The organism is Plantactinospora sp. A48 (assembly GCF_055793945.1).
Genome location: NZ_JBTIXF010000191.1, coordinates 12645 through 33522, shown reverse-complemented (window position 1 = coordinate 33522; position 20878 = coordinate 12645). Strand labels below are relative to the sequence as shown.

General features: G+C 66.9%; 17 protein-coding genes and 4 pseudogenes. 11 read left to right on the top strand and 10 right to left on the bottom strand.

Annotation, left to right across the window (positions count from 1 at the left end):
- Positions 1 to 67 precede the first annotated feature (67 nt).
- From ACXN5W_RS30705 to ACXN5W_RS30695, 3 genes are all read left to right on the top strand, one after another.
- Complete coding sequence (locus ACXN5W_RS30705; protein WP_473161863.1) at positions 68 to 1225, top strand: sensor histidine kinase; 1158 nt, start codon at positions 68 to 70, stop codon at positions 1223 to 1225.
- Complete coding sequence (locus ACXN5W_RS30700; protein WP_473161862.1) at positions 1222 to 1863, top strand: response regulator; 642 nt, start codon at positions 1222 to 1224, stop codon at positions 1861 to 1863. Before ACXN5W_RS30705 ends, ACXN5W_RS30700 begins: the two co-directional genes overlap by 4 nt.
- 118 nt (positions 1864 to 1981) lie before the next feature.
- Positions 1982 to 2779 carry an inositol monophosphatase family protein gene (locus tag ACXN5W_RS30695; protein WP_473161861.1) on the top strand — a complete coding sequence of 266 codons (798 nt, stop codon included), beginning with the start codon at positions 1982 to 1984 and terminating at the stop codon, positions 2777 to 2779.
- A gap of 168 nt (positions 2780 to 2947) precedes the next feature.
- Here the strand turns inward: ACXN5W_RS30695 and ACXN5W_RS30690 are convergent, their stop codons facing one another.
- Both ACXN5W_RS30690 and ACXN5W_RS30685 read right to left on the bottom strand, forming a co-directional pair.
- Positions 2948 to 3670: a class I SAM-dependent methyltransferase gene (locus ACXN5W_RS30690; RefSeq protein WP_473161860.1), complete on the bottom strand. Its 723-nt coding sequence runs from the start codon at positions 3668 to 3670 to the stop codon at positions 2948 to 2950.
- Entirely contained in the window at positions 3667 to 4752 is a 1086-nt protein-coding gene (locus tag ACXN5W_RS30685; RefSeq protein WP_473161859.1) for a Glu/Leu/Phe/Val dehydrogenase dimerization domain-containing protein, read from the bottom strand. The genes ACXN5W_RS30690 and ACXN5W_RS30685 overlap by 4 nt, the downstream gene beginning before the upstream one ends.
- Positions 4753 to 4860: 108 nt before the next feature.
- Between ACXN5W_RS30685 and ACXN5W_RS30680 the strand changes: the two genes are divergently transcribed.
- Positions 4861 to 5319: an Lrp/AsnC family transcriptional regulator gene (locus ACXN5W_RS30680; protein WP_473161858.1), complete on the top strand. Its 459-nt coding sequence runs from the start codon at positions 4861 to 4863 to the stop codon at positions 5317 to 5319.
- 128 nt (positions 5320 to 5447) lie between these two features.
- Positions 5448 to 5618 (top strand): annotated as a pseudogene (locus ACXN5W_RS30675) (ISL3 family transposase); the annotation flags it as partial.
- 248 nt (positions 5619 to 5866) lie between these two features.
- Here the strand turns inward: ACXN5W_RS30675 and ACXN5W_RS30670 are convergent.
- From ACXN5W_RS30670 to ACXN5W_RS30650, 5 genes and pseudogenes are all read right to left on the bottom strand, one after another.
- Positions 5867 to 6451 carry an RICIN domain-containing protein gene (locus ACXN5W_RS30670; RefSeq protein WP_473161857.1) on the bottom strand — a complete coding sequence of 195 codons (585 nt, stop codon included), beginning with the start codon at positions 6449 to 6451 and terminating at the stop codon, positions 5867 to 5869.
- Between the two features lie 373 nt (positions 6452 to 6824).
- Positions 6825 to 7076, bottom strand: a pseudogene (locus ACXN5W_RS30665) (IS701 family transposase); the annotation flags it as partial.
- Between the two features lie 96 nt (positions 7077 to 7172).
- Positions 7173 to 7892, bottom strand: a complete 720-nt coding sequence (locus ACXN5W_RS30660) for an IS6 family transposase (protein ID WP_473161856.1) — start codon at positions 7890 to 7892, stop codon at positions 7173 to 7175.
- A 170-nt stretch (positions 7893 to 8062) separates the two neighbouring features.
- Positions 8063 to 8743, bottom strand: a pseudogene (locus ACXN5W_RS30655) (IS3 family transposase); the annotation flags it as partial.
- Positions 8744 to 8992: 249 nt separating this feature from the next.
- Positions 8993 to 12064: an RICIN domain-containing protein gene (locus ACXN5W_RS30650; RefSeq protein ID WP_473161855.1), complete on the bottom strand. Its 3072-nt coding sequence runs from the start codon at positions 12062 to 12064 to the stop codon at positions 8993 to 8995.
- Positions 12065 to 12454: 390 nt separating this feature from the next.
- Between ACXN5W_RS30650 and ACXN5W_RS30645 the strand changes: the two are divergent.
- Positions 12455 to 12887 (top strand): annotated as a pseudogene (locus ACXN5W_RS30645) (IS6 family transposase); the annotation flags it as partial.
- Positions 12888 to 13092: 205 nt separating this feature from the next.
- Positions 13093 to 13365 carry a hypothetical protein gene (locus ACXN5W_RS30640; RefSeq protein ID WP_473161854.1) on the top strand — a complete coding sequence of 91 codons (273 nt, stop codon included), beginning with the start codon at positions 13093 to 13095 and terminating at the stop codon, positions 13363 to 13365.
- An 18-nt stretch (positions 13366 to 13383) separates the two neighbouring features.
- Here the strand turns inward: ACXN5W_RS30640 and ACXN5W_RS30635 are convergent, their stop codons facing one another.
- From ACXN5W_RS30635 to ACXN5W_RS30625, 3 genes are all read right to left on the bottom strand, one after another.
- A complete protein-coding gene (locus ACXN5W_RS30635) occupies positions 13384 to 13905 on the bottom strand; it encodes a peptidase inhibitor family I36 protein (RefSeq protein ID WP_473161853.1) in 522 nt (173 codons plus the stop codon).
- Positions 13906 to 14373: 468 nt separating this feature from the next.
- The gene (locus tag ACXN5W_RS30630; RefSeq protein ID WP_473161852.1) at positions 14374 to 16158 is read right to left on the bottom strand and encodes a sensor histidine kinase; all 1785 of its coding nucleotides are present in this window, start codon (positions 16156 to 16158) and stop codon (positions 14374 to 14376) included.
- Entirely contained in the window at positions 16155 to 16844 is a 690-nt protein-coding gene (locus tag ACXN5W_RS30625; RefSeq protein WP_473161851.1) for a response regulator transcription factor, read from the bottom strand. Before ACXN5W_RS30625 ends, ACXN5W_RS30630 begins: the two co-directional genes overlap by 4 nt.
- A 151-nt stretch (positions 16845 to 16995) precedes the next feature.
- Between ACXN5W_RS30625 and ACXN5W_RS30620 the strand changes: the two genes are divergently transcribed.
- From ACXN5W_RS30620 to ACXN5W_RS30605, 4 genes are all read left to right on the top strand, one after another.
- Positions 16996 to 18222, top strand: coding sequence for an efflux RND transporter periplasmic adaptor subunit (locus ACXN5W_RS30620; protein WP_473161850.1), 1227 nt, complete (start codon positions 16996 to 16998; stop codon positions 18220 to 18222).
- A gap of 5 nt (positions 18223 to 18227) precedes the next feature.
- Positions 18228 to 18899: an ABC transporter ATP-binding protein gene (locus tag ACXN5W_RS30615; protein ID WP_473161886.1), complete on the top strand. Its 672-nt coding sequence runs from the start codon at positions 18228 to 18230 to the stop codon at positions 18897 to 18899.
- A complete protein-coding gene (locus ACXN5W_RS30610) occupies positions 18896 to 20095 on the top strand; it encodes an ABC transporter permease (protein WP_473161849.1) in 1200 nt (399 codons plus the stop codon). Before ACXN5W_RS30615 ends, ACXN5W_RS30610 begins: the two co-directional genes overlap by 4 nt.
- A 95-nt stretch (positions 20096 to 20190) precedes the next feature.
- A complete protein-coding gene (locus tag ACXN5W_RS30605) occupies positions 20191 to 20826 on the top strand; it encodes a hypothetical protein (protein WP_473161848.1) in 636 nt (211 codons plus the stop codon).
- The last annotated feature ends 52 nt before the right edge of the window (positions 20827 to 20878 follow it).

Sequence of the window (20878 nt, the reverse complement as noted above, 5' to 3'; positions counted from 1 at the left end):
GGGGGTGCAGACGTGTCTACAACCGTGCGCCGATGCCGCGATAGCGACATTCCTCTAGGTTCTAGGGGTGCAGACCGAGGAGCCCGCGCTGACCCGTCTGCTGGTCGTGCGGTGGATGCAGTTGCTGACACCGCTGATGCTGGCGTGGTTCGTGTGGGCCGCCGCCACTGCCGAGCCCGGATTCGGGCTGACCGGCAAGCGGCTGATCGTCATGCTGGCCACCGCCATGTTCGTGGTCGGGGTGTTCGGCCGCAACGCGACCGCCAAACTGCCGATCCGGCCGAGGCACGTGGTCTTCGTCGGGGCGATGCTGGTCAGCTCGGTGACGCTGGTGGCGGTGCAGCCGAGCGGTCCGGGCTCGGTGGCGGTGCTGGTCTCGGTGCTGTGCGCCGCGACCGGGCTGATGCCAGTGCGGGTGGCCGTCCCGGTGTTGATCGCGGCGTTCGTGGTGCTCGAGATGGTGGCTTCGATCACCGGGCAGGACTTCGGCTTGCTAGCCGTGCTCGCCGGGTTCGCCGTCCTGTTCGGCTTGATGTATTTGGCGTTCCGGCTGGCTGAGGCGCAGCGCGAGACCAAGCGGCTGCTCGCCGAGTTGGAAGCCGGCCAGACAGCGCTGGCCGAGGCGGCCGTGCTGGCCGAGCGGCAGCGGCTGGCCCGGGAGATGCATGACGTTCTCGCCCACTCACTGTCGGGGCTGTCGTTGCAGCTGGAGGGCGCCCGCATGCTGATCGCCGAGGATCCGAGCGACCCGCGACTGCCGGTCGTCGTCGACCGCGCCCACCACCTCACCCGTGCCGGCCTGGAGGAGGCTCGACGGGCCATCGGCATGCTGCGCGACGACGATCTGCCCGGCCCGGACCGGCTGACCGCGCTGGCCGCGCAGTTCACCCGGGACCAGGCTGTGCCGTGCGATTTCGCGGTATCCGGGGAGCCGCACCCGCTGGGGTCGCAGACGCGGCTGGCCCTCTACCGGGTGGCGCAGGAGGCGCTGACCAACGTAGCCAAGCACGCCTCGCCGACGCGCGTCTCCCTGCGTCTTGCCTACGAATCGACGGCCACCCGTTTGATCGTCGAGGACTTCGCCGCTCAGCCGCCCGTGATTCCCGACGAGTCAGACGGTTACGGGCTGACCGGGATGCGTGAACGGGCCGAGCTGCTTGGCGGGACCCTCAGTGCGGGCGCGACCGGCCACGGGTTCCGGGTCGAGCTGGCGGTGCCGGCATGATCCGGGTGCTCATCGCCGACGACCAGCGGGTGGTCCGCGAAGGGCTGAGCATGGTGCTCGCTCTGATGAAGGGCGTCGAAGTGGTGGGTGCGGCCGCCGACGGCACCGAGGCGGTCACGCTGGTTCACGCCGTGCGGCCGGATGTCGTGCTCATGGACCTGAGAATGCCGCGGTGCGACGGGGTCGAGGCCACCCGCCGCCTGCGCACCGAGGCACCCGAGGTCAAGGTGGTGGTGCTGACCACGTACTCGGACGACAGGTCGGTGCTGGAAGCGTTACGGGCCGGCGCCCGCGGCTACCTGACCAAGGACGCCAGCGGTGAGCAGATCTATGAGGCGCTGCGGCAGGTGCTCGACGGCCACGCCGTCATCGACCCGGCCGTGCAACGGCATCTCGTCAACGCCATCGCGGGTGAGCCGGCGCCGCGGCCGGAGTTCCCAGACGGTCTCACGCCGCGTGAGGCCGAGGTACTGTCGCTGATGGCCCGCGGCCTGTCCAACGCCGAGATCGCCTCTCGCCTGACGGTCAGTGAGGCGACGGTGAAGAGCCACGTCAATCACCTGTTCGCGAAGATCGGCGCCCGCGACCGGGCGCAGGCCGTGGCCTACGCCTTCCGGCACGACCTGGGCGAGTCATGACTCGTCCCTACCAGGCGGCCCGTCCTCAAACAGCCGACGTCTACGACGCTCATAAGCGCCGGACAAACACACCGCCACATTCCGGTAGCCGAATGCGGAACCCGGCTGTTGTCAATCTATGTTGATCACCGATCAGGCGCTGGTCATTGACGCAGCGAAAGCCGGCGCTGAGGTTGTCCGCTCTCACTACGGATCGTCGCTGGCTCGCATCGATAAGGCTGGAGGTGACTTCGCCACCACTGCTGATCTCGATGCCGAGAAGGCCATCGTCGACATCTTGCGCGCCGCGCGTCCTGACGATGTGGTGCTGGGCGAGGAAGGAGGACGCACCGGTCTAGAGGGAAGCGGGCGGATGTGGCTGGTCGACCCGCTGTGTGGAACATTGAACTACGCCGCGCGAAACATGCTCGTCTCGGTCAACGTGGCGTTGCAGACCGAGGCGGGCGTGGCCGTGGCTGCCTCGGCGGATCCGTTCAACGAGGAGCTGTTCTGGACCGCCGGTGACGCCGCGTATGTGCGCAGCGGCGGCGTGGACGAGCGACTCGTTCCGTCGGCAGCGTCCAGGTTGGTCGACGTCAATCTCGATCCGCCGTTCCCGAATAAGGACACCTTCTTGGCCGCTCGGATGCTGGCCGACGAGGGCTTCATTGAACAATTCCGCCCCAGGGTGGTGTCCACGACACTTGCCGTGGCCTGGGTCGCTGCCGGGCGCCGCGCCGCCTATGTCACAGATGGCCATCTGCGCGACAGCGTTCACTTCACCGCCGGAATTGCCCTGTGCGAGGCGGCCGGTTGCGTGGTGACCGGGATCGAGGGTCAACCGCTGCATACTGGCGCTGGAGGCCTTGTCGTAGCCGCCGACGGACGGACACACGCTGCCCTCCTGACCCTCATCCGTAAACAGCGTGACGAATGACATATTCGCTGTGCCAATCGTCCTCGGTTCTCAGTCGGCGTTTGATATGCAGGTGAGCGGATGTTGTGTCAGGCAGAGGAGTCGGCTGGAGTTGTAGCCCTGGTTGATCGCAATCGGCCCAATGCCAATCGCTCAGGATCAGCGGAGGACTCCAGTCACGTGGGGTGATCACTGATGTCGCTGGGCAAGGAGGTAGCAGCGGCGACTGGGGTACTCGGTCGCGACTGGTCGACGGATTGTGGTTGCGGTGATGGTGAAGCCGGCGGTCTCCAGGTCGCCGATGACCTCGTCGGGAGCGAGGAATCGGAAGGTGAGGTCCACGGCGGTGTCGAACAGCGTCGTGAGGTGGTTGGCGGTCCCGCTTGGGAACCCGGGTGCGTCGGTGTGGAACGCGATGAGCAGCCAGCCGTCGGGACGCAGCGTTCGGGCGAATTCGCGGCAGGCCGCGCTCCTGTCGGTGTCGGTGAGGTGAATGATCGAGTACAGGGCGACGAGACCGCTGAAGGCTTCGTCAGCCGCGGGCAGGTCGAGCAGCGATCCGACGGTGAAGGTGACGTCCGGCGCTGCCGCGCGAGCAATGTCGATCATGCGCGGTGACACGTCGATGCCGGTGACGACAGGGTGCCGGGCGGCCAGGTAGCGGGTGATGTGGCCCGGTCCGCAGCCCAGATCTGCGATCGGGCCCGTACCGACCAGGTCGAGGAAGGCGCGTAGCAGGCCACGGTCCAGTGTCTTGTGGCTGAGTTCGTCGCCGAGTCGCGCGGCGTACTGGGCCGCCACCGCGTCGTAGCTCGTCTGCACACCGCCGGAAGAGTCCCGGTCCGAAGGGGGTGCGGGTGTGTCCGGTTGTGCGGTCGTGTGGTGCTGGTCGCTGCGGTTCATGGCGGTCATCGGCCGTGGGTGGCCGGGCGGCGGGGGCCGCTGCGCATACGTTGGTCGGCGCGGTATCGGGCTGCGGCCGCGGGGGTCGAGCTTGTGGCGCGGGCGGTGTGCAGGATGTCGGCGAGGGTGTTGGCGATGCCGCGCACCCGGACGGTTGCCTGTTCCGAGGTCTCGTGGTGCAGCTCGACGGCGGTGGCGTGGATGATGCCACCGGCGCTGACCACGATGTCCGGCGCCCAGAGGATGCCGCGCTCGTGCAGCAGCTCGGCGGTGGTGGGGGCGTCGAGTTGGTTGTTGGCCGGTCCGGCGATCGCGGCGCAGCGCAGCGTTGGCACCGACTGCGGGGTGAGCACGCCGCCGAGCGCGGCGGGGACTAGGACGTCCACGTCGGCCGTCAGGCAGTCCTGCGGGCTGGTCCAGGTGGCGCCGTATCGGTCGGCCAGCGCCCTCTTGTCCTTATCGACGTCGCTGACTGCCAGCGTGGCACCGGCATCGGCGAGCATGCGAACCACGTGACCGCCGACGCGGCCGAGCCCGAGCACAGCGAAGCTGCGCGAGGACAGGTCGGCCGAGCCGAACCGCTCGGCGCACAGTGCGTTCAGGGCGGCCAATACACCCACGGCTGTATGTTCCGAGGAGTCGCCGCTGCCCCCAGCCCGTACCGGTCGGCAGAACGCGTACGGGGTCCGCTCGGCGATCGTGGCCATGTCGTCTGGGCTGGTGCCCACGTCGGGCCCGGTGGCGTAGGCGCCGTCCAGGCTGGCGATCACGTCGCCCACATCGTGCAGCACGCTCTGACGTGCGGCGGCGTCGAGCACCCGGCCCGGTGGCAGTGCAGCGACGGTCTTGCCGCCGCCGTTGGGTAGTCCGGCCAGTGCGCACTTGTCGGACATCGCGGTGGACAGCCGCAAAGCGTCGGTAAGGCCGTCGCGCCAGTCCGGGTAGTGGGTCAGCCGACAGCCACCGATGGCCTGACCGAGCGCGGTGGAATGCACCGCGACGATGATCGGCAACCCGGACTGGGCGCCCTGCTGCATGACGACGCGCTCGTGGATCAACTCGATGGGGGCATCGACGGTGGCGGAAACCATGGTAACTCCTGTCATCCGGTCGTTTGAATCGGGTCGACAGTAGCCACTCGGAAGGTGTTGGCCCGTCCGGGCCGTACGACGTTCGGCAGATACGACATAATCCCGGTCGTGGACGAACTTGATTCGGCGATCGTTGAGCACCTACAGACACATGCGCGGCAGACGAACCGTGAACTGGCTCATGCGGTCGGCATCGCGCCGTCGACCTGCCTAGAGCGCGTGCGGGCGTTACGGGATCGCGGTGTGATCACCGGCTACCACGCCGAGATCAGTCTCGCCGCGCTCAACCGCGGCGTCCAAGCCTTACTACACGTGCAGGTCCGACCGCTCAGCCGCACCGTGATCGAGGGCTTCAAGGCGTACGCGATGGCGCTGCCTGAGGTGCTGTCGGTGTTCGTCGTGGCCGGCGGCGATGACTTCCTCGTCCACGTTGCCGTGCCCAGCGTGGACAGCCTGCACGCGTTCCTGATGGACAAGTTCAGCGGACGCCGCGAGATCGTTGGGTTCCGCAGCTCCGTGATCTACCAACACGCCCGCAAGCGGGTCATCGAATCCCTCGACTCGTAGCACGACAATCACGGCCATCGAGGCCAGGGAGTGTGGATATCTAACGGCCCTGTCTCACATTCGGTGGCTACGGAGGGCAGCGGGGCGTCGTTGCTTCCGATGTGGATGATGCCGGCAAGCTTGTACAGATGGTGTTCTCGGGGCTGTCCCCGCTGGTCATCGAGGATGTTGTCGATGAGGGTGAGTGGATTGTGGTGCGGGCTCGGACGCCGCAAGACACTGCGGTCTGCCCAGTTTGCGGGGCCTCATCTGGACGCGTCCAGGTTGCGTCCACGGGAGTCGTGTACGACTTGCCCGTGATGGACGTGTTGTGTAGATGAGAGACGGTCACCGCGCGATGCCGCCGGGACGTTCGAGCCGTAGCGCGTGCGTAAGCGCCAACGGCGCCTGACCGGAGTCGATGACCTGGTGTAGCAGCCGAGGGCGTCGGCGATGACGGGTGCCGGAGCTTAGGGGACGAGTTGGCGCAGGGCGGCAACTCGGGTGGATCGAATCGCAACCGGCCCGGCCCCGACTTCTCGGGTACCGGGCCGGTTGCGCGTCAGGTTCAGCTCAGGATGCGCCACAACTGACGGTCGACCGGGCCCGCGCACGTCGCTACCTGGACCGCTGCCCCGTTTGCTCCGGATCCGCCGGCGACCTCGAGGCAGAGGCCGTTAGCGGACTGGGTGGGGATGGTCAGGTAGCCGGGGACCACGGGCGAGACGTTGAGCTGCCAGTTCTCCGTGGAGATGGACCCCGGGAAGCAGTCCCACTGCTGGGCCGTCGTGCCGTTGTGCACCGGGTTGCCGGTGCCAGCGCGCAAGTCCAGGCACAGGTTGCTGTGCAGGTTTCGAAGCGAGACCCAGCCGGGCAGCGCCGACTCGATCAGCCAATTCTGGTTGGAGTTGTTGGTGTCGCAGGACCAACTCCATACCACTGCGGCGAGTTGCAGTGACCCGCGGGCCACATCGAGACACTTGCCGCTGGCCCGGTTCTGCAGCACGACGGCGGCCCCGATCCCGAAGGGCTTGACGGTTGCGGCGGCAGGCTTGGCCGGGGTGGCGGCCTGCGCGGGCCCCGCCATGGCCAGGCCGGCCGAGATCGCCATCAGGCCGGCGGAAAACAGGCCGGCCAGTTTTCGTCTGTTCATGGTCGTCTCCTTGGTGCTCACGATGTCCTGGTTGGCGTTCCGCCCTCGACTGTCCAAGGGCGGACGCCTTGCGCGACAGAATTCCGACCGAATCCGAATGTGGGTATGTCAGAGGACGGTCCGCAGTTGATTGACTTGATCTATGCGTTGTGTCTGGTTGGAGGACTTCAGGCGGGTTCGCTATGGATAGCGACTGGTCGATGTGCAGACGGTGAGTCTGTCGTGACTGTCGGGCGGTAGCGGCGTTAGTACTCCAGCCGCACCTGATGAAGTCGATGTCTTCGCTGGTAGCGGGCCTCTTTGGCGCGGTACTGGTGTCGACGTCGCCATCGTGACCATCGATGGGTGTGGTCGAAGGGTCGGGTGGTGGTGATCAGGTGTGCCAGGAGACGGCGGACCTCGCCGAGGGTGCGGGGAATGAGCCCGTCATCGGATTCGGTGCCCCCTCTTTTGCGTGGGCGGCGGTGACGGCGAGGTGGGCGTGGGCGCACAGAACGAGGGTTATGTGGCGATACCAAGCGTCGTACCGGCGCACCTGGAAGTGGTCCAGACCGACCTCGGTCTTGGCGGTCTGGAAGCACTCCTCGATCGCCCAACGGGAGCCGGCGATCCGGATCAGGGTCTCGTCGTCGGTGTCTGCGGGGCCGAAGCACAGGTAGTAGGCCAGGCGCTGTTGCGTTGTTGGATCGGTGGACATGGCGAGCTGCGGCAGGGGTGCTGGTCAGATCGCTCGGGCCAGTTCGGTGAACGCGGCGGCTACCCACAGCGCGGGCGGGGCATCGAGTCCGAGTTCGTAGTGTCCGCGTCGTAGGTTCTGCACGAAGGCGTGTCCGGTGATGATCGTCTGGGCGGTGCGGTCGGTGCGTAATCCGCGCATCGGTCTGAGCCGGTGCTTGAGGTGGCTGTGATCAGCTTCGATCGGATTGTTCGCGTGTCGTTGCACGTGGTGCCGGGCCGACGGAAGTAGCTCGTCCAAGACGGCGGGGTAGGTCGGGGCGGCGTCGGTGACGACTTCGGACGGGGGCCCCTTCAGCCTGGTCAGCGCTCGTTGGAAGAACCGGCGGGCCGCCGTGGCATCGCGACGGGATGAGGCGAGTGCGTCGATGACCTGCCCGTGCTGGTCGATGGCCCGGTAGACGTAGCGCCAAATGCCGTTGACCTTGACATAGGTCTCATCCACGAACCACCGGTCGCCGGGTGAGTGCCTGTGGAACCGGGCGGCGTCGGCCAACAGCGGAGTGAACTGCTGCATCCACCGATAGAGCGTGACGTGGTCCACCTCGACACCACGTTCAACCAGTAATTCCTCCACATCCCGGTAGGAGAGGTTGAAGCGCAGGTACCAGCGAACCGCCAGAACGATCACCTCGGACGGGAACCGGAACCCGACGAACGCCGATGGCGGTGGGGACCAGGGCCGGACACGGGATGACGAGCGCACCAGCCAAGGAGACCACACCAATCAGATCGGTAGTCGATCAAGTCATCGCTCAACGCAACAGACCCGATCAGCCCATCGCCAGGCCGGCGGCGCCGCAACACGTCGGACAGGGCGGCATCGACCAGATCGTTCTTGAGATGCTTGGCCACGGCCCAGCCCACGACGCGGCGTTAGGCAAGGTCGATGACGATGGCCAGATACAGCCAGCCTTCCCACGTGTTGATGTAGGTGATGTCGCCGCACCAGCGGCTGTCGATTGCTGCGGGGTCGACGGTGAAGTCCCGGCCGATCAGGTCGGGCCGTGTGCCCGCGTTCGGGTCAGCAATCGTGGTGCCCTGCCAGCGGCGAGGGCTCTTGCCCTGGATACCGGCGCCACGCATCCGGCGGGTGATGCGTCTACGGCCGTGTCGCAGACCGGCCTCGGCGAGCTCAGCGTGGATCCGCGGCGCTCCGTAGGTGCCCTTCGACGCTGCGTGCACCTCGCGAATTTTGATGGTGAGCTGTTCGTCGACGCGCTCGCGGGTGCTCCGCTGGTTGCGGACGTAGTAGGCGGACCGGGAGACCTGAAGCAGCTCACACGCACGCTTGACGGTGCGCTGGCCGGCTTGCTCCGCCTCGGTGAACGGATACATGTTCACCGGATCTCCCTCGCGAAGAAAGCCGGCTCTTTTCCGGATCTCTTTCTCCAGCTCCAGCTGGGCGACCTGCCGCCGCAAGCGGATCAGCTCGGCCCGCTCGTCAGCGGCCAGGTCACTGGGATGGCCGCCGTCGCGTTCCTGCCGCATCCGGTCGACCCAGTTGCGCAGCGTCTCGTGGTTGACGCCCAACTCCCGGCCGACGTCCCGGATCGTGCGACCGGAGTCGACACCAACGCCGCGGCCTGGCGGCGGAACTCCTCGGGGTACTTGCTCTGTCGAGCCACAGCGGTTTCCTCCTCCTCGGCAGGATGCCGAGTCAGGAGGTGTTCAGTCTCAAGGGGTCACTTCAATGACCGCCGAACAGGCGAACCGCCCTGTCGCCCGTTGCTGGTGGCCAACGGACGCTCCCGTACGGGCGGCCTGTGCAGGATGGGCCCGGTTGGCCCTCCGGCGCGACCGGCGTCACGGCCGGACGGCCCCGACGGCATCCACGACGAGACTGCCGCTGCGCACCTTGATCTCCACGGTGTGCGTGCCGGCGCCGAGGTTGCGCAGGGCGTACGTCTGATAGAACTCGGGAGAGGCGAGCGTGCTCGCTGCGGAGTTGACCACCGTACCGTCCACCGTGACCTGCAGGACGGCCGAGCCGTTGTTCGGCCCGATGATGTCCAGTCCGGTGCCGGCGAACGTGTAGGTCAGCGTCGAGCCGCTTCCCTGGCTGGTTGACAGGGTCCGCTGAATGTTGTACATCCCCTTACCGTTTTCGTGTGCCCAGGACCCGCCGTACACCAGCTTCCTGGCGGGCGGGTTGGCCAGGTCGGACATCTCCAGGTTGTCCAGCACCTCGGAGTAGTACGGCGGGCTTCCGTCGACCGTCTCCACCCGGAGGTTGTCGAACCGGGTGAAGTAGTAGCCGCTGCCCAGCGTGATCCGGCCGGACAGCTTGGGATTCGGGTCGGTGTAGGTGGCCAGTGTGACGCCGTCGAGGTAGGCGGTCACCGTGCTTCCGGCGCCCCTCAGCGCGATGTTGTGCCACGCGTCGTGAGCGGTGTTGAACCCACCGATCCGCACGCCGCCGGCGCCGCTGACCACGTTGCCGCTGGCGACCGCGTTGTTGTTGACCAGCAACTGCCAGCCCCCGTCGAAGGTGAACCTCACCGAGTACGGCGCACCGTTGTCACCGTGCTGCTCGCGGATGCCCAGCCGGGCGTAGTTGGCGCCGTTCTGGGTGCTGCTGTTCTCGAAGGAGACGTCGACACTGGCCTTGTAGTTGAGCCACCGGCTGTCACCGATCCTGGTGACCGCGTCTCCCCCGTTCCACGCACCGCCCAGGCCCTGGCTCGGGCTGTCCAGTTGCTGGCGCAGTACGTAGTTGGTCGATCCGTCCGGCTGGTACGCCTCGAAGGCGCCGTTGCGGTCGCTGGTGTAGCGCGGGATGACGCTCTTGGCGTCGCCACGCGAAGTGATGAAGTCCTCCGTGCCCGTGATGGTGCCGCCGCTGCCGATCACCGGGACCGTCTTGCCGGAGTAGTCGAAGTCGTCGGCGTAGAGGATGTTGTCGCTGGTGTTCTGCACGTCGCCGGAGATGTCGGTGTCCAGCACGGTGCGCTGGCCCTCCACCGGCAGGGGTTCCAGGTACTCGGGCTTGGTGTGGTTGTCCAGCGTCGTCACGGTGACGACCGAGTTCGGCCTGACCGTCACGGCGTACCCCCCGCCGTCATCGGCCGGGACGCTGCCGAGGTGCTTCAGGTAGTTGGCGTTGAACGCCTGACCGGGGTCGGCCGCGCGGGTTTCCCACAGTTGTAGGGCCGGAGTGCCGGAGTAGGCCATGTTCACCGGCTGGAGGCGGTACGACTGGGTGTACTCGCTGTCGTTCATGAAGACCGTGGAGAAGTTGCGCCTGTCGGGCGCGGCGAGCGTGAGATAGCTGGGCGTGCCGTTGCGTCCGACCACCGGGTTCGTCCCGGTGGCTCCGGTGTAGCTGGACTCGGGGACGGCGCGCCAGATACCGGCCGTGTTGCTGGAGTTCTCCCAGCCGGTCTTGGCGAACCAGCTGAAGTGCCGCAGCACGTCGATGGCAGCGTCGTAGTGCAGCCAGCCCGACCAGGGATCACGGGCGCTGACGACCTCCTTGTAGGAGTACTGCCCACCCTCGTAGAAGGACCCGATGGCCGGTTGGTAAATGAAGTTGGTCCGGCGCGAGTTGACGAATCCCTTGATGATGGTGTTTCCCATCTCCAGCGCACTGTTGGTGCCGCCGATGCCGGTTCCGACCACCGACGGGGACCGCATGTTGTTGTTGGGGCGCAAGGCGGAATTGCCGAAGGTCGCCTGTGCTTCGCTGTTCCAGATCTCCTTGTTGTAGTCCATCGCCAGGCGCTTGAAGTTGCCGGCGCTGTCGTCGTCGGGGCTGTAGTGGTAGCCGGCCGCCGCCACCACGTCGCGCAGGCCGGCGTCGCTGATCATGCTGCCGCCGAACGACCCGACACCGACCTCGTCGGAGATGACGACCTTGAGTTGGTTGTACCGGGACTGCTCCGTCGAGTTGGCGAAGTCGGCACTGTCGGTCCTGACCCGGTTGGCATAGGTCTTGGTCCAGTTCAGGTCCGCCCCGCGCTCGTTGAGACCCGGGTTGACGTAGTCGACCATGAACCCGTAGGTCCGGTACGCGCTCAGGATGGTCTTCTTGAACCAGGTGTAGACCTTGTCGTTGCTGTTCACCCAGCCGGGGGAGTTCCAGCGCAGCAGGGACACCTTGACGTTCGGGTTGACCTTCTTCGCGTCGGCCGCGAGTTGGAAGCCCTGCGCCCGCTTGACGTTGGGGGCCTCCGACTCCCAACGCATGGTCGAGGGGTCCGGCCCGGTGGAGTTGTTACGGTCGTTGCCCATCTCGATCTTCACGTTGGTGAAGACCGGACTCTCCCCACCGAAGAGGACCCGCAGCAGCTGCGCGTACGCGGTCGGGCTCTGGGCCTTGTAATCCATCAGCAACTCGCTGGTGCTGTTGGCGCTGAGCGCACCGAAGCCCTTGAACGTCAGGCCGTTGACGTTCCCGGCGCGGATGTTGTTGCCGTCCACCATGATCGTGCCCGATCCCGGAGTCGACACGTCAGTGACGATCCACTGCTGGTTGGTGCTGCCGCTGTTCGCGTACTGGACGAGGTTGGCGCCGTCGGACGTGCTGCCCCCGCCATCCAGGTACAGCCCGTTGACCCGGTTCCTGAACCTGGCGTAGCCGCCGGAGTCCTCCCGGGTCCACTGCTGGTTGGTGCTGCCGCTGTCACTCCACTGGCCGCAGATGGATCCGCCCGTCGTGCGGCCCATCCCGTCCAGGTACAGGCCGGTGGCCCGATTCCTGATCCGGACGTAGTCGCCGACGGCCTCGATCGTCCACTGCTGATTGTCGCTGGACGACGAGGAATACTGGCCGACTGCGGCGCCGTTGGTGGTCCGACCCATGCCGTCGATGAACTTGCCGGTGGTCCGGTTGCCCAGTTTGACGTAGGCGGCGGCTACTTTCGTGGTCAGGGCCACTGGCGTGGATGCGACCGGCGTGGCTACCACGTACGTCAGGACAAGCGCTACGACCGACAGCATGCTCAGCGCGGTGGGCCTGAGCCGGGCACGGCGCGGGCGAGCTGCTCCCCGAGTCTGCCGAGGCGGAGCGGATCGAGGGCTGCTCATGAGATCTCCAGTCAACCGGTCAAGGTGTGGCAGGCGACGCCTCGGGCTCGCCGGCCTGCGGTGTCCAGAGGTGGCACGTCACCGTCTGATCGCATCGACTCATATGTATATCCCATTCAGACTGGAGATGCCAGGAACCGGACCGAGACGTTCGAGAAAGTTCAGACGGCTCTGTTGCGTTGGACGAAAGCATGATCGACTCCGGCTTTGCCGGTGTGGTCTGCTGGGCCGGTGAGGTCGCTGTCTCGTGCCCAGCCCTGGTCTCCGCCGCCGTCGGCGTTCGTCGGGTTCCGGTTCCCGCTCGAGGTGATCGTCCCAGCGGTCCGCTGGTACCTGCGGTTCGACCTCTCCTGCCGGACGTGGAGGAGTTGCTGGCCGAGCGCGGTGTCGAGGCCGATCACGTCACCGTCTACCGGTGGGTGCAGCGATTCACCCCGCTACTGGCAGACGCCGCCCGGTTCTCCCGCCACTCAGCTGGTGACCGTGTTGGTTCGTGGACGAGACCTACGTCAAGGTCAACGGCGTCTGGCGGTACGTCTACCGGGCAGTGGACCAGCACGGTCAGGTCATCGACGTGCTCGTCTCGGCGCGTCGGGACGCCGACGCCGCCCGGCGGTTCTTCCGTCCGGCGCTGACCACGCGGAAGGGCACGCCCAGCGAGGTCGTGACCGACGCCCAACTCCCGGCCCACGTCCCGCAGCGTGCGACCGGAGTCGAGCACCAGCGCCGCTGCCTGGCGGCGGAACTCCTCGGGGTACTGGCTCTGTCGAGCCACAGCGTCTCCTCCTCCTCGGCAGGATGCCAACTCAGGAGGTGTCCGGTCTCAGGGGGTCGCTTCAGGCGACTCGTACCCGGCGGGCACCGTGCAGGGCATCAGGGTGCAGACGCAGTTCCTGAACAACGGCCTGACCATCCACGGCACCACCATCCGGGTGCCGTACGACAAGCGGGTCCCGGGCCTGCCGGCGCAGAACGGGGCGGGCGGCGGCTACCTGTTGACGTCATTGGTCACGCAGGACTGGAACTCCGTGCCCGGCCTCAAGGGGCCTGATGACCTGGTCGGCGAACTGGGACGGGGCGACGGGATGGACCTTCGGCGACAACGTGAAGCGCCTGCAGGGCCGCTGACGTTTGACGGTCTGGTCTTCTGAAACATGCCCGGGCAGGTCTCAGCTATTCGGATACGCAGGAGCCATATGGCAATCATCATGCCAGTCGCTGTGATTGCAGCTCAACCACTGGCCGACGGTGATGGAGGATGCAGTGTTGTCTGGGAGGGGGATAAGATCGTACACAGGACTGCCATCGAAGTTCGCCTTCGATTGCGGCATGATCGATGCTTCCCCTGGATTCTTGTTCAATGTGTTCCCGTTGTAGTGCCCATCCTGATACAGGAACACCCATTGGTTGGTGTTGTTGGTGATCGAGGACGCCGCATCGTTGAGGGTCTTGCCGTTATAGAAGGTGTAGCCTCGGAAATCGGCGATCTCTGCCTTGAACTTGGTGGCTCCATGGGGCTGGAGTTCCGGCAGTACGGCGACAGACCCCGTTTGGTTCAACCCCGAGTAAATACAGATCTGCCCGTTCGGGCACGGGTACGGTGATGCCTGAGCGACCCCAGGGAGCAGCGCCGCAGTGCCGGTCGCGGCCGCAGCGACGGCGAACGCCCTGAAGACGAGGTTTTTGTACATTGGTGCCTCAATCCGTAGAGTCTCTTGAAACCGGTGCGGTGGAGTGAGCGGCAACCCGCAGGCATGGTTGCGTGAAGCGTGACGCCCCCGCCCGGCCATCACCACCGCCTCCTACAGGCTATCGTCGCGCACTTGATGAGAGCTTCCGGAACAGTGGACAGCGACTGAATTTGAGCTACCCCGCGTTTTCGGAGGGTATTCGATTTGCACTTGATCTCTAGACGGGTAATTCCGATGTCAGGGGTCGATGCCTGGCATGGAAATGGAAAACTGACCGGACTTCGGAACTACTCGTCTAGCCGTCCGTCAGCTCGGGCAATCGTCCGCAGACGACCAACGGCGGCGGTCCCCCTCTGTGTCGGCCGCCATGCTTCTACCTGGTTCGCAATCCCCTGCCCGACGGTCACGTGCCGCCGCACCCGCCGACGCTCAGTGGAGGCGTGGCCTGCTGCACGGGTGGGCAAGCGGTCAGTGCGGGACCGGTGCCATGACCGGCAGTCGGATGGTGAAGGTGCTGCCGTGGCCGAGGGTGCTTTCGACGCCGAGCGTGCCGCCGTGCGCCTCGGCAAGTTTGCGGGCGATCGACAAGCCGAGCCCGCTCCCGCCGGTGCTGCGCGTCCGCGAGTCGTCGGCCCGCCAGAAACGGTCGAAGACCTTGGGTATGTCGGTGGGTGCGATGCCGGCTCCGGTGTCGACCACGGCGATGGTCAGCTCGTCGTGCAGTACCGCGCAGTGCACCGTGACCGAGCCGCCCGGGGCGGTGTGCCGGACCGCGTTGGTGACCAGGTTGCCGACGAGTTGGCGCAGTCGGGCACCGTCCAGCGCCACCTGCGGGTCGGCGACCACCGAGGTGCCCAGCCGTACTCCGGCGGCCTCGGCGGCGCCTCGGTGCGCCTCGACGACCTGCTCCAACAGGTCGGCCACATCGTGTGGCTCGCGGTGCATGCGCAGGTCGCCGGCGTCGGCGGCGGCCAGGTCCCGAAGGTCGTCGATGATGTGCTGGAGCAGCAATGCCTCCTCCAGCAGCAGGACGAGCAGCTGCGCGTCGAGTGGCGCGAGGCCGTCCTGGGCGGCCTCCAGCCAGCTGCGTATGTTGCTCAGCGGCGTCCGCAGCTCGTGCGCCACGTCGCTGACCATGGTCTTGCGTAACGCCTCGGTCTGTTCCCGCCGAGCGGCGAGTTCGTTGAGCGCGGTGGCCAGGAGCCCGATTTCGTTGCGGGTGGTCACCGGCACCGGGCCCTGTTCGTCCGCCGACTGGCGGGTGGCCTCGATCAGTGCCCGCAGGGGTCGTACCAGCCGGCGCCCGACCAGAATCGTGATCAACACGGTGGCGGCCAGCACCGCTCCGGTCACCTCGGCGATGCGGATCATGTTCGCTGGGGAGAGGTTGAACACCGGTCCGGTGGTGCCCCGCGACTTGTCGGTGACGAAGAGGAGGGCCGGCGGTGCCACGTACTCCTTCAGTTGAGCCAGGCGTGACTTCTGGAGGCATTCGTCGATCTGCTTGTCCAGTTTGGCGTCGTCGGTCGGGCTGGCCGTGCGGTCTGGATTGATGACGACTCGAACACCTGCACCCTTTTCCTGCAGGCACCGTTTCGTCAGGGTCTGTAGCTGCGCGATCCCATCGGCCTCGCTCGGCATGGGCTTGGCCAACTCGCCGGGTGGGCAGGCGATGGTGAAGTCGCGTTCACCCGGGTTGACCACCTGCACGGACGCCCGCCCGGTCGGGCTGACAACAATCGTGCCGCCTGTCAGGTGGTCGCGGATGCAGGCGAGTTGCCGTGCGGCCAGGCTACGGGTGACGGCGCTCTCCCGTTTGGTCAGCAGGTACGGCCCGATCGCGCGCGCGTCGACCCGATCGGTCCCGCCGGTCAGGCTCAGGTCCACCTGCAACGGGTCGATGGTCGCCGACGGCCGCGCCGTATCCATCGACGGCCCGTCCGGTGCGGAGTCGGCGATCGGCTGCCGATCCGGGGTCATCAGGGTGATCCGGCGGTCGAGCTTGCCAGCCCGCTCGGTGACCGCTGCGGTCACACCCGACCAGTCCCGATGGGTGGCGGCGTAGCCCAACAGAGTGTCGTAGATACTCTTGTCGTCGGCGAGCGAGCGTCCCTGCTCCTGCTGGATCGCCCGCGTGGTCGACTGGACGGCCAGCCAGGCGGTCGCCAGGATCGCGCAGACAGCCACCAGTATGGAGGTGGCCAGCAGCCGCACCACCAGACTGCGGTGCAGCGGGATCCGCTGGCGCGTCACGGTACCGCCGCGTTCAGCTTGTAGCCGACGCCGTACACGGTCAGCAAAAGTTGTGGCCGGCGGGGGTTCGCCTCAATTTTCCGCCGCAGGTTCATGACGTGTACGTCGATGGTGCGTCCGGTCGATTCCCGGTCGATGCCACGGGTGTGCAGAAGGAGCTGGGTCCGGGTGAACACCCGGCCGGGCTGGCGGATCATCGCTGCCAGGATCGCGAACTCGCCGGCGGTGCAGTCGATCGGAATGCCGTCGGCGGTCACCGTGCGTCGGGGTTCGTCGACGGTGAGGCGCCCGACCCGGTGCGCCGGTGACTCCTGAGGCTTCGTGCGGACGCGGCGTAGCAGCGTTCGGATCCGGGCCACCAGTTCTCGCGGGCTGAAGGGCTTGGTCAGATAGTCGTCGGCACCCAGATCCAGCCCGAGCAGCAGGTCGTCCTCGCTCGATCGGGCGGTCAGCATCAGCATCAGCACGTCCGATTCCTGCCGCAGGGTCCGGCAGACCTGTAGGCCGTCCAGCTTCGGCATCATCACGTCGAGCACGAGTAGGTCGAACTCCTGCTGGCGGGCCTCTTGTAGCGCCGTCTCGCCGTCATGGACGACCGTGGTCTCGTGACCCTCCGCAACGAGATAGCGGCGCAACGCCTCGGCCTGCCGTTCGTCGTCCTCCGCGAGCAGCACATGGGCGCACACGACGCCGACTATAGGTCAGGCGGCAATGCCCTGAGTCCGGTGCCGTTTCCGGGACGGACGATTCGTCGCTGCCGCACCGGTACGAGACGAGACGCAGCGGCCGCGGAAAAGATCATGGTCGGGCCTGACAGGATCCTGATATTCGCGTCTGATGATCGGCGTCATGCCCTTGACCCCAACAGCGCAGTCGTCTGATTCTGACACTCAGGTCATTCCGGCCGTCGGCGCGGACCCGACGCCGCGCCGACGTTACCTGAGAACAGTGGTCCCCGCTGTTCTCGTCGCCGGGATCGCCGCTGCGGCCGGTGTTTTCTGGTTCGCCGGGGCCGGCGGTACCCCGCCGCCGGCTGGTGGCGAACCGGTTGGTGTGGAGACCTTCGCGCTGGTGAAGCAGGATATTTCGACGTCGCAGTCGCTGACGGGCCGTCTCGGCTACGGCGCCGCCCAGATGCTCAAGGGTGGCAAGGAGGGCACGGTGACCTGGCTGCCCATGCCGGGAATGTCGATCAAGCGTGGCCAGCAGCTGTACCGCGTCGACGACCGGCCGGTGTCGCTGTTCTACGGCGGCATACCGCTGTACCGCCCGTTGAAGGACCCCGACATGGTTGGCCGGGACGTGCGGGTCGTCGCCGACAATCTGAAGACCCTCGGCTATGACGTCGGCAAGCAGCCGAAGCCCGGTACCCGGCTGTCCAAGTCGGCCAGGTCGCCGTCACCCAAGTCCAGCCCCGAGGTGACGGTGCAGAAGGGCGAAGGCGTTCTGACCACCGCGCTCCGGGCCGCCGTCAAGCGCTGGCAGAAAGACCTGCACGTCCCGGAGACGGGCACGATCGAGCCCGGAGACGTGGTGGTGCTCGTCGGCGCGGTCCGGATCGACTCCGTCGCCGTCCTGCCCGGTGAGGACGCGAGCGGCCCGCTGATGTCGGTCACTCAGACCACCAAGGCGACCAGCCTCGAGATGGAGGTGGGTGACGCAAGCTCGATCGAGCAGGGCGATCCGGCGACCGTGCACCTGCCCGACGAGAGGACGGTCAGCGGCAAGGTCACCGCCATCGGTACCGCCGTGAAGCCCGCGGAGGAGAACGGCGGCTCGAGTAACGCCGTACCCAAGGTCACCGTAACCGTCGCTGTGGACAAGCCCGACACCATCGCCAAGATCGATGCCGCCGAGGTGCAGGTCGATTTCGCCGCCGAGACCCACAAGGGCGTTCTCGTCGCTCCGGTCGGTGCGCTGCTGGCGCTGAACGAGGGTGGCTATGCCGTCCAGCTCGAGGGTGGGGCCCTGGTCGCGGTCGATACCGGCATCTTCGCCAAGGGACTTGTTGAGATCAAGGGCAACGGCCTCGTCGAGGGGACGAAAGTGGTGACCACCTCGTGAGCATCGTGCTCTCTGCCCGCGGCGTGGGCATGCGCTACACCGGCGGGGTCGACGCGTTGCGCGGGGTCTCCCTCGACATCGTGGAAGGCGAACTACTCGCCATCGTCGGACCCTCCGGATCCGGCAAGTCGACCCTGCTCAACATCATGGGCACGTTGGACCGCCCCACCTCCGGCACCATTCTGATCAGTGGCCAGGACGTCGCCGAGCTCGCCGACCGCCAGCTCTCCGCCCTGCGTGGTCACTGGCTCGGTTTCGTCTTCCAGCAGTTCCACCTGACCGACGGCCTCACCGCCGCCGAGAACGTGGCCACCGGCCTGCTCTATGCCGGAATCCCACGCAAACGTCGCCGCCCGCTCGCGCTCGAGGCTCTCGACCGGGTCGGCCTCGCCCATCGCGTCAACCACCGGCCGGCCCAACTCTCCGGCGGCGAGCGTCAACGTGTCGCCATCGCCAGAGCCCTCGTCAACAGTCCGGCCCTCGTGCTGGCCGACGAACCCACCGGCGCGCTCGACACGACCAACGGGTACGCCGTGCTGCAGCTGCTACACCAGCTCAACAGGGAAGGCACCACCATCGCCATCATCACTCACGACAACGAGATCGCCGCCAGCCTGCCCCGCCGCGTCGAGATCCGCGACGGTCGGCTGGTCCGTGACACGGCGGCTGCCCGGTGATCCGCCGGATCCGGCTCTCCCCGCTCGACCTGCTCGACGTCGGGCTGCTCGGCATCCGTACCCGAAAGGCGCGGGCCGCCCTCTCCGCGCTGGGCATCGGGATCGGCATCGCCACCATGGTCGTCGTCACCGGGATCCCCGCCTCCAGCCAGGCGGCGCTGCTGCGCGAACTCTCCGCGCTCGGCACCAACAGTCTGCAGGCCATGGCCCAGAACGACGTCGACCCGCCGCCGAAGCTTCCCGAAGAGGCCCCGGCGATGGTGAAGCGCATCGGCCCGGTCACGGCTGCGAGCGCGGTCGCCAATACCCACACATTCGTGCGCCGTAACGACCGCACCGATCCCCGCGACGGGTTGGGCCTGACGGTGCTCGCCGCCCGCCTCGACCTGCTGCCAGCCATCAACGCGAAGGTGCGCTCCGGGCACTGGCTCAACGCCGCCACCGAGAGGCTTCCGACGGTGGTGCTCGGCTCGGTCGCCGCGGCCCGGCTCGGTTTCAGTGACCTGCGCAGCACCGCCGACCCCGGGCCATTGGTGATCATCGGTGACACCTGGTTCACCGTTGTCGGCATTCTCGCCCAGACGCCGCTCTCGCCGGACATTGACCGCTCGGTCCTGGTCGGCTGGGAATCGGCCCGCAGTCAACTCCGCTTCGACGGACACCCCACGGTCATCTACATCCAATGTAGAGAATCGGCGATCGAGGCCGTCCGTGCGGTCCTGCCGGCCACCATCTCGCCCGTCCAACCCGGGGATGTCGTGGTGACCCGTCCGTCGGACGCTCTCGCCGCGAAACGGGCCAGCGAGAACAACTTCTCGTCCCTGTTCCTCGGTCTCGCCCTGGTCGCGCTGCTCGTCGGCGGGATCGGAGTGGCGAACACGATGGTCATCTCCGTGCTGGAACGCCGTAGCGAAATCGGCTTGCGCCGAGCGCTGGGTGCGCACCGGGGCCAGATCCGAGCCCAGTTCCTCACCGAGTCGGCCGCGCTGGCCGCGCTCGGCGGCGTCGCTGGCACCCTGCTCGGCATGGTCGCCGTCGCCGCCTACGCGGTGTACCACGGCTGGCCGATCGTGGTCTCGCTGCCGGCGACGTTCGGTGGGCTCGGCGGTGCCGTCGCGGTCGGCGTGATCGCCGGGGTCTATCCGTCGGTCCGGGCCTCCCGACTTACCCCGACCGAGGCGCTCGCCTCGGCCTGAGGCTCACCCCTTGGGAAGGACGCCAGGTCCCGTCGGGTCGACGCCAGGTGGGCGCCGCCAGCAAACAGCTTTCTGACAGTCAGTGGTGATTCTGGATGCCGACGGGCCGTACCACGCCGAAGGCCCGGCAGAAGGCACACGATGAGGATGGCAGCACGATGAGGAAATTTTCGGTGGCCGTGGTCGCCATCGCGATGGTGATTGGTGGCGCTGGTTGTTCGGCCTCCACCGACGATCAGGCGGGTGCCGGTGGCAAGGCGGATGTGGCGACGCTGGAGAGTGGAACACCCTCCGTGGCCGCGTCTGCCAAGCAGGCCGAGCGTCCCCGCAAACGCCTCGACGACACCCCGGAGGACACGAGGGCGCGCTACAAGCCGTACGAGGACTGCTTGCTCGAGCACGGTTTCGACATCACGAAGGATCGGGCAAATCGCAATTTTCCCACTGCGAAGAAAGACGCGGCGGCCAAGGCTTGCGAGAACCTGATCCCGCTGGAGCCATGGGAACTCGACCCGGCCAATCCGGAGGTAGGGGACTTCATGCGCGATGTCGTGAAGTGCCTCAAGGGCAAGGGTCTTGAGCATGCCGCGTTGGGCGATGACGGTAAGAGCTGGACCGTCAACGACGGTGAGGTCGACCCGAACTCGATCTCGAAGAGCGACTCGGAGTCGGTTCAGAAGATGATGGATCTGGGGCAGGCCTGTCAGCGGGAGGTCGCCGCGAAGCGGTAGTAACGGCGGGAGTTGGGCGCGGCGTCACCCGGTGGGGTGGTGCCGACGTCGA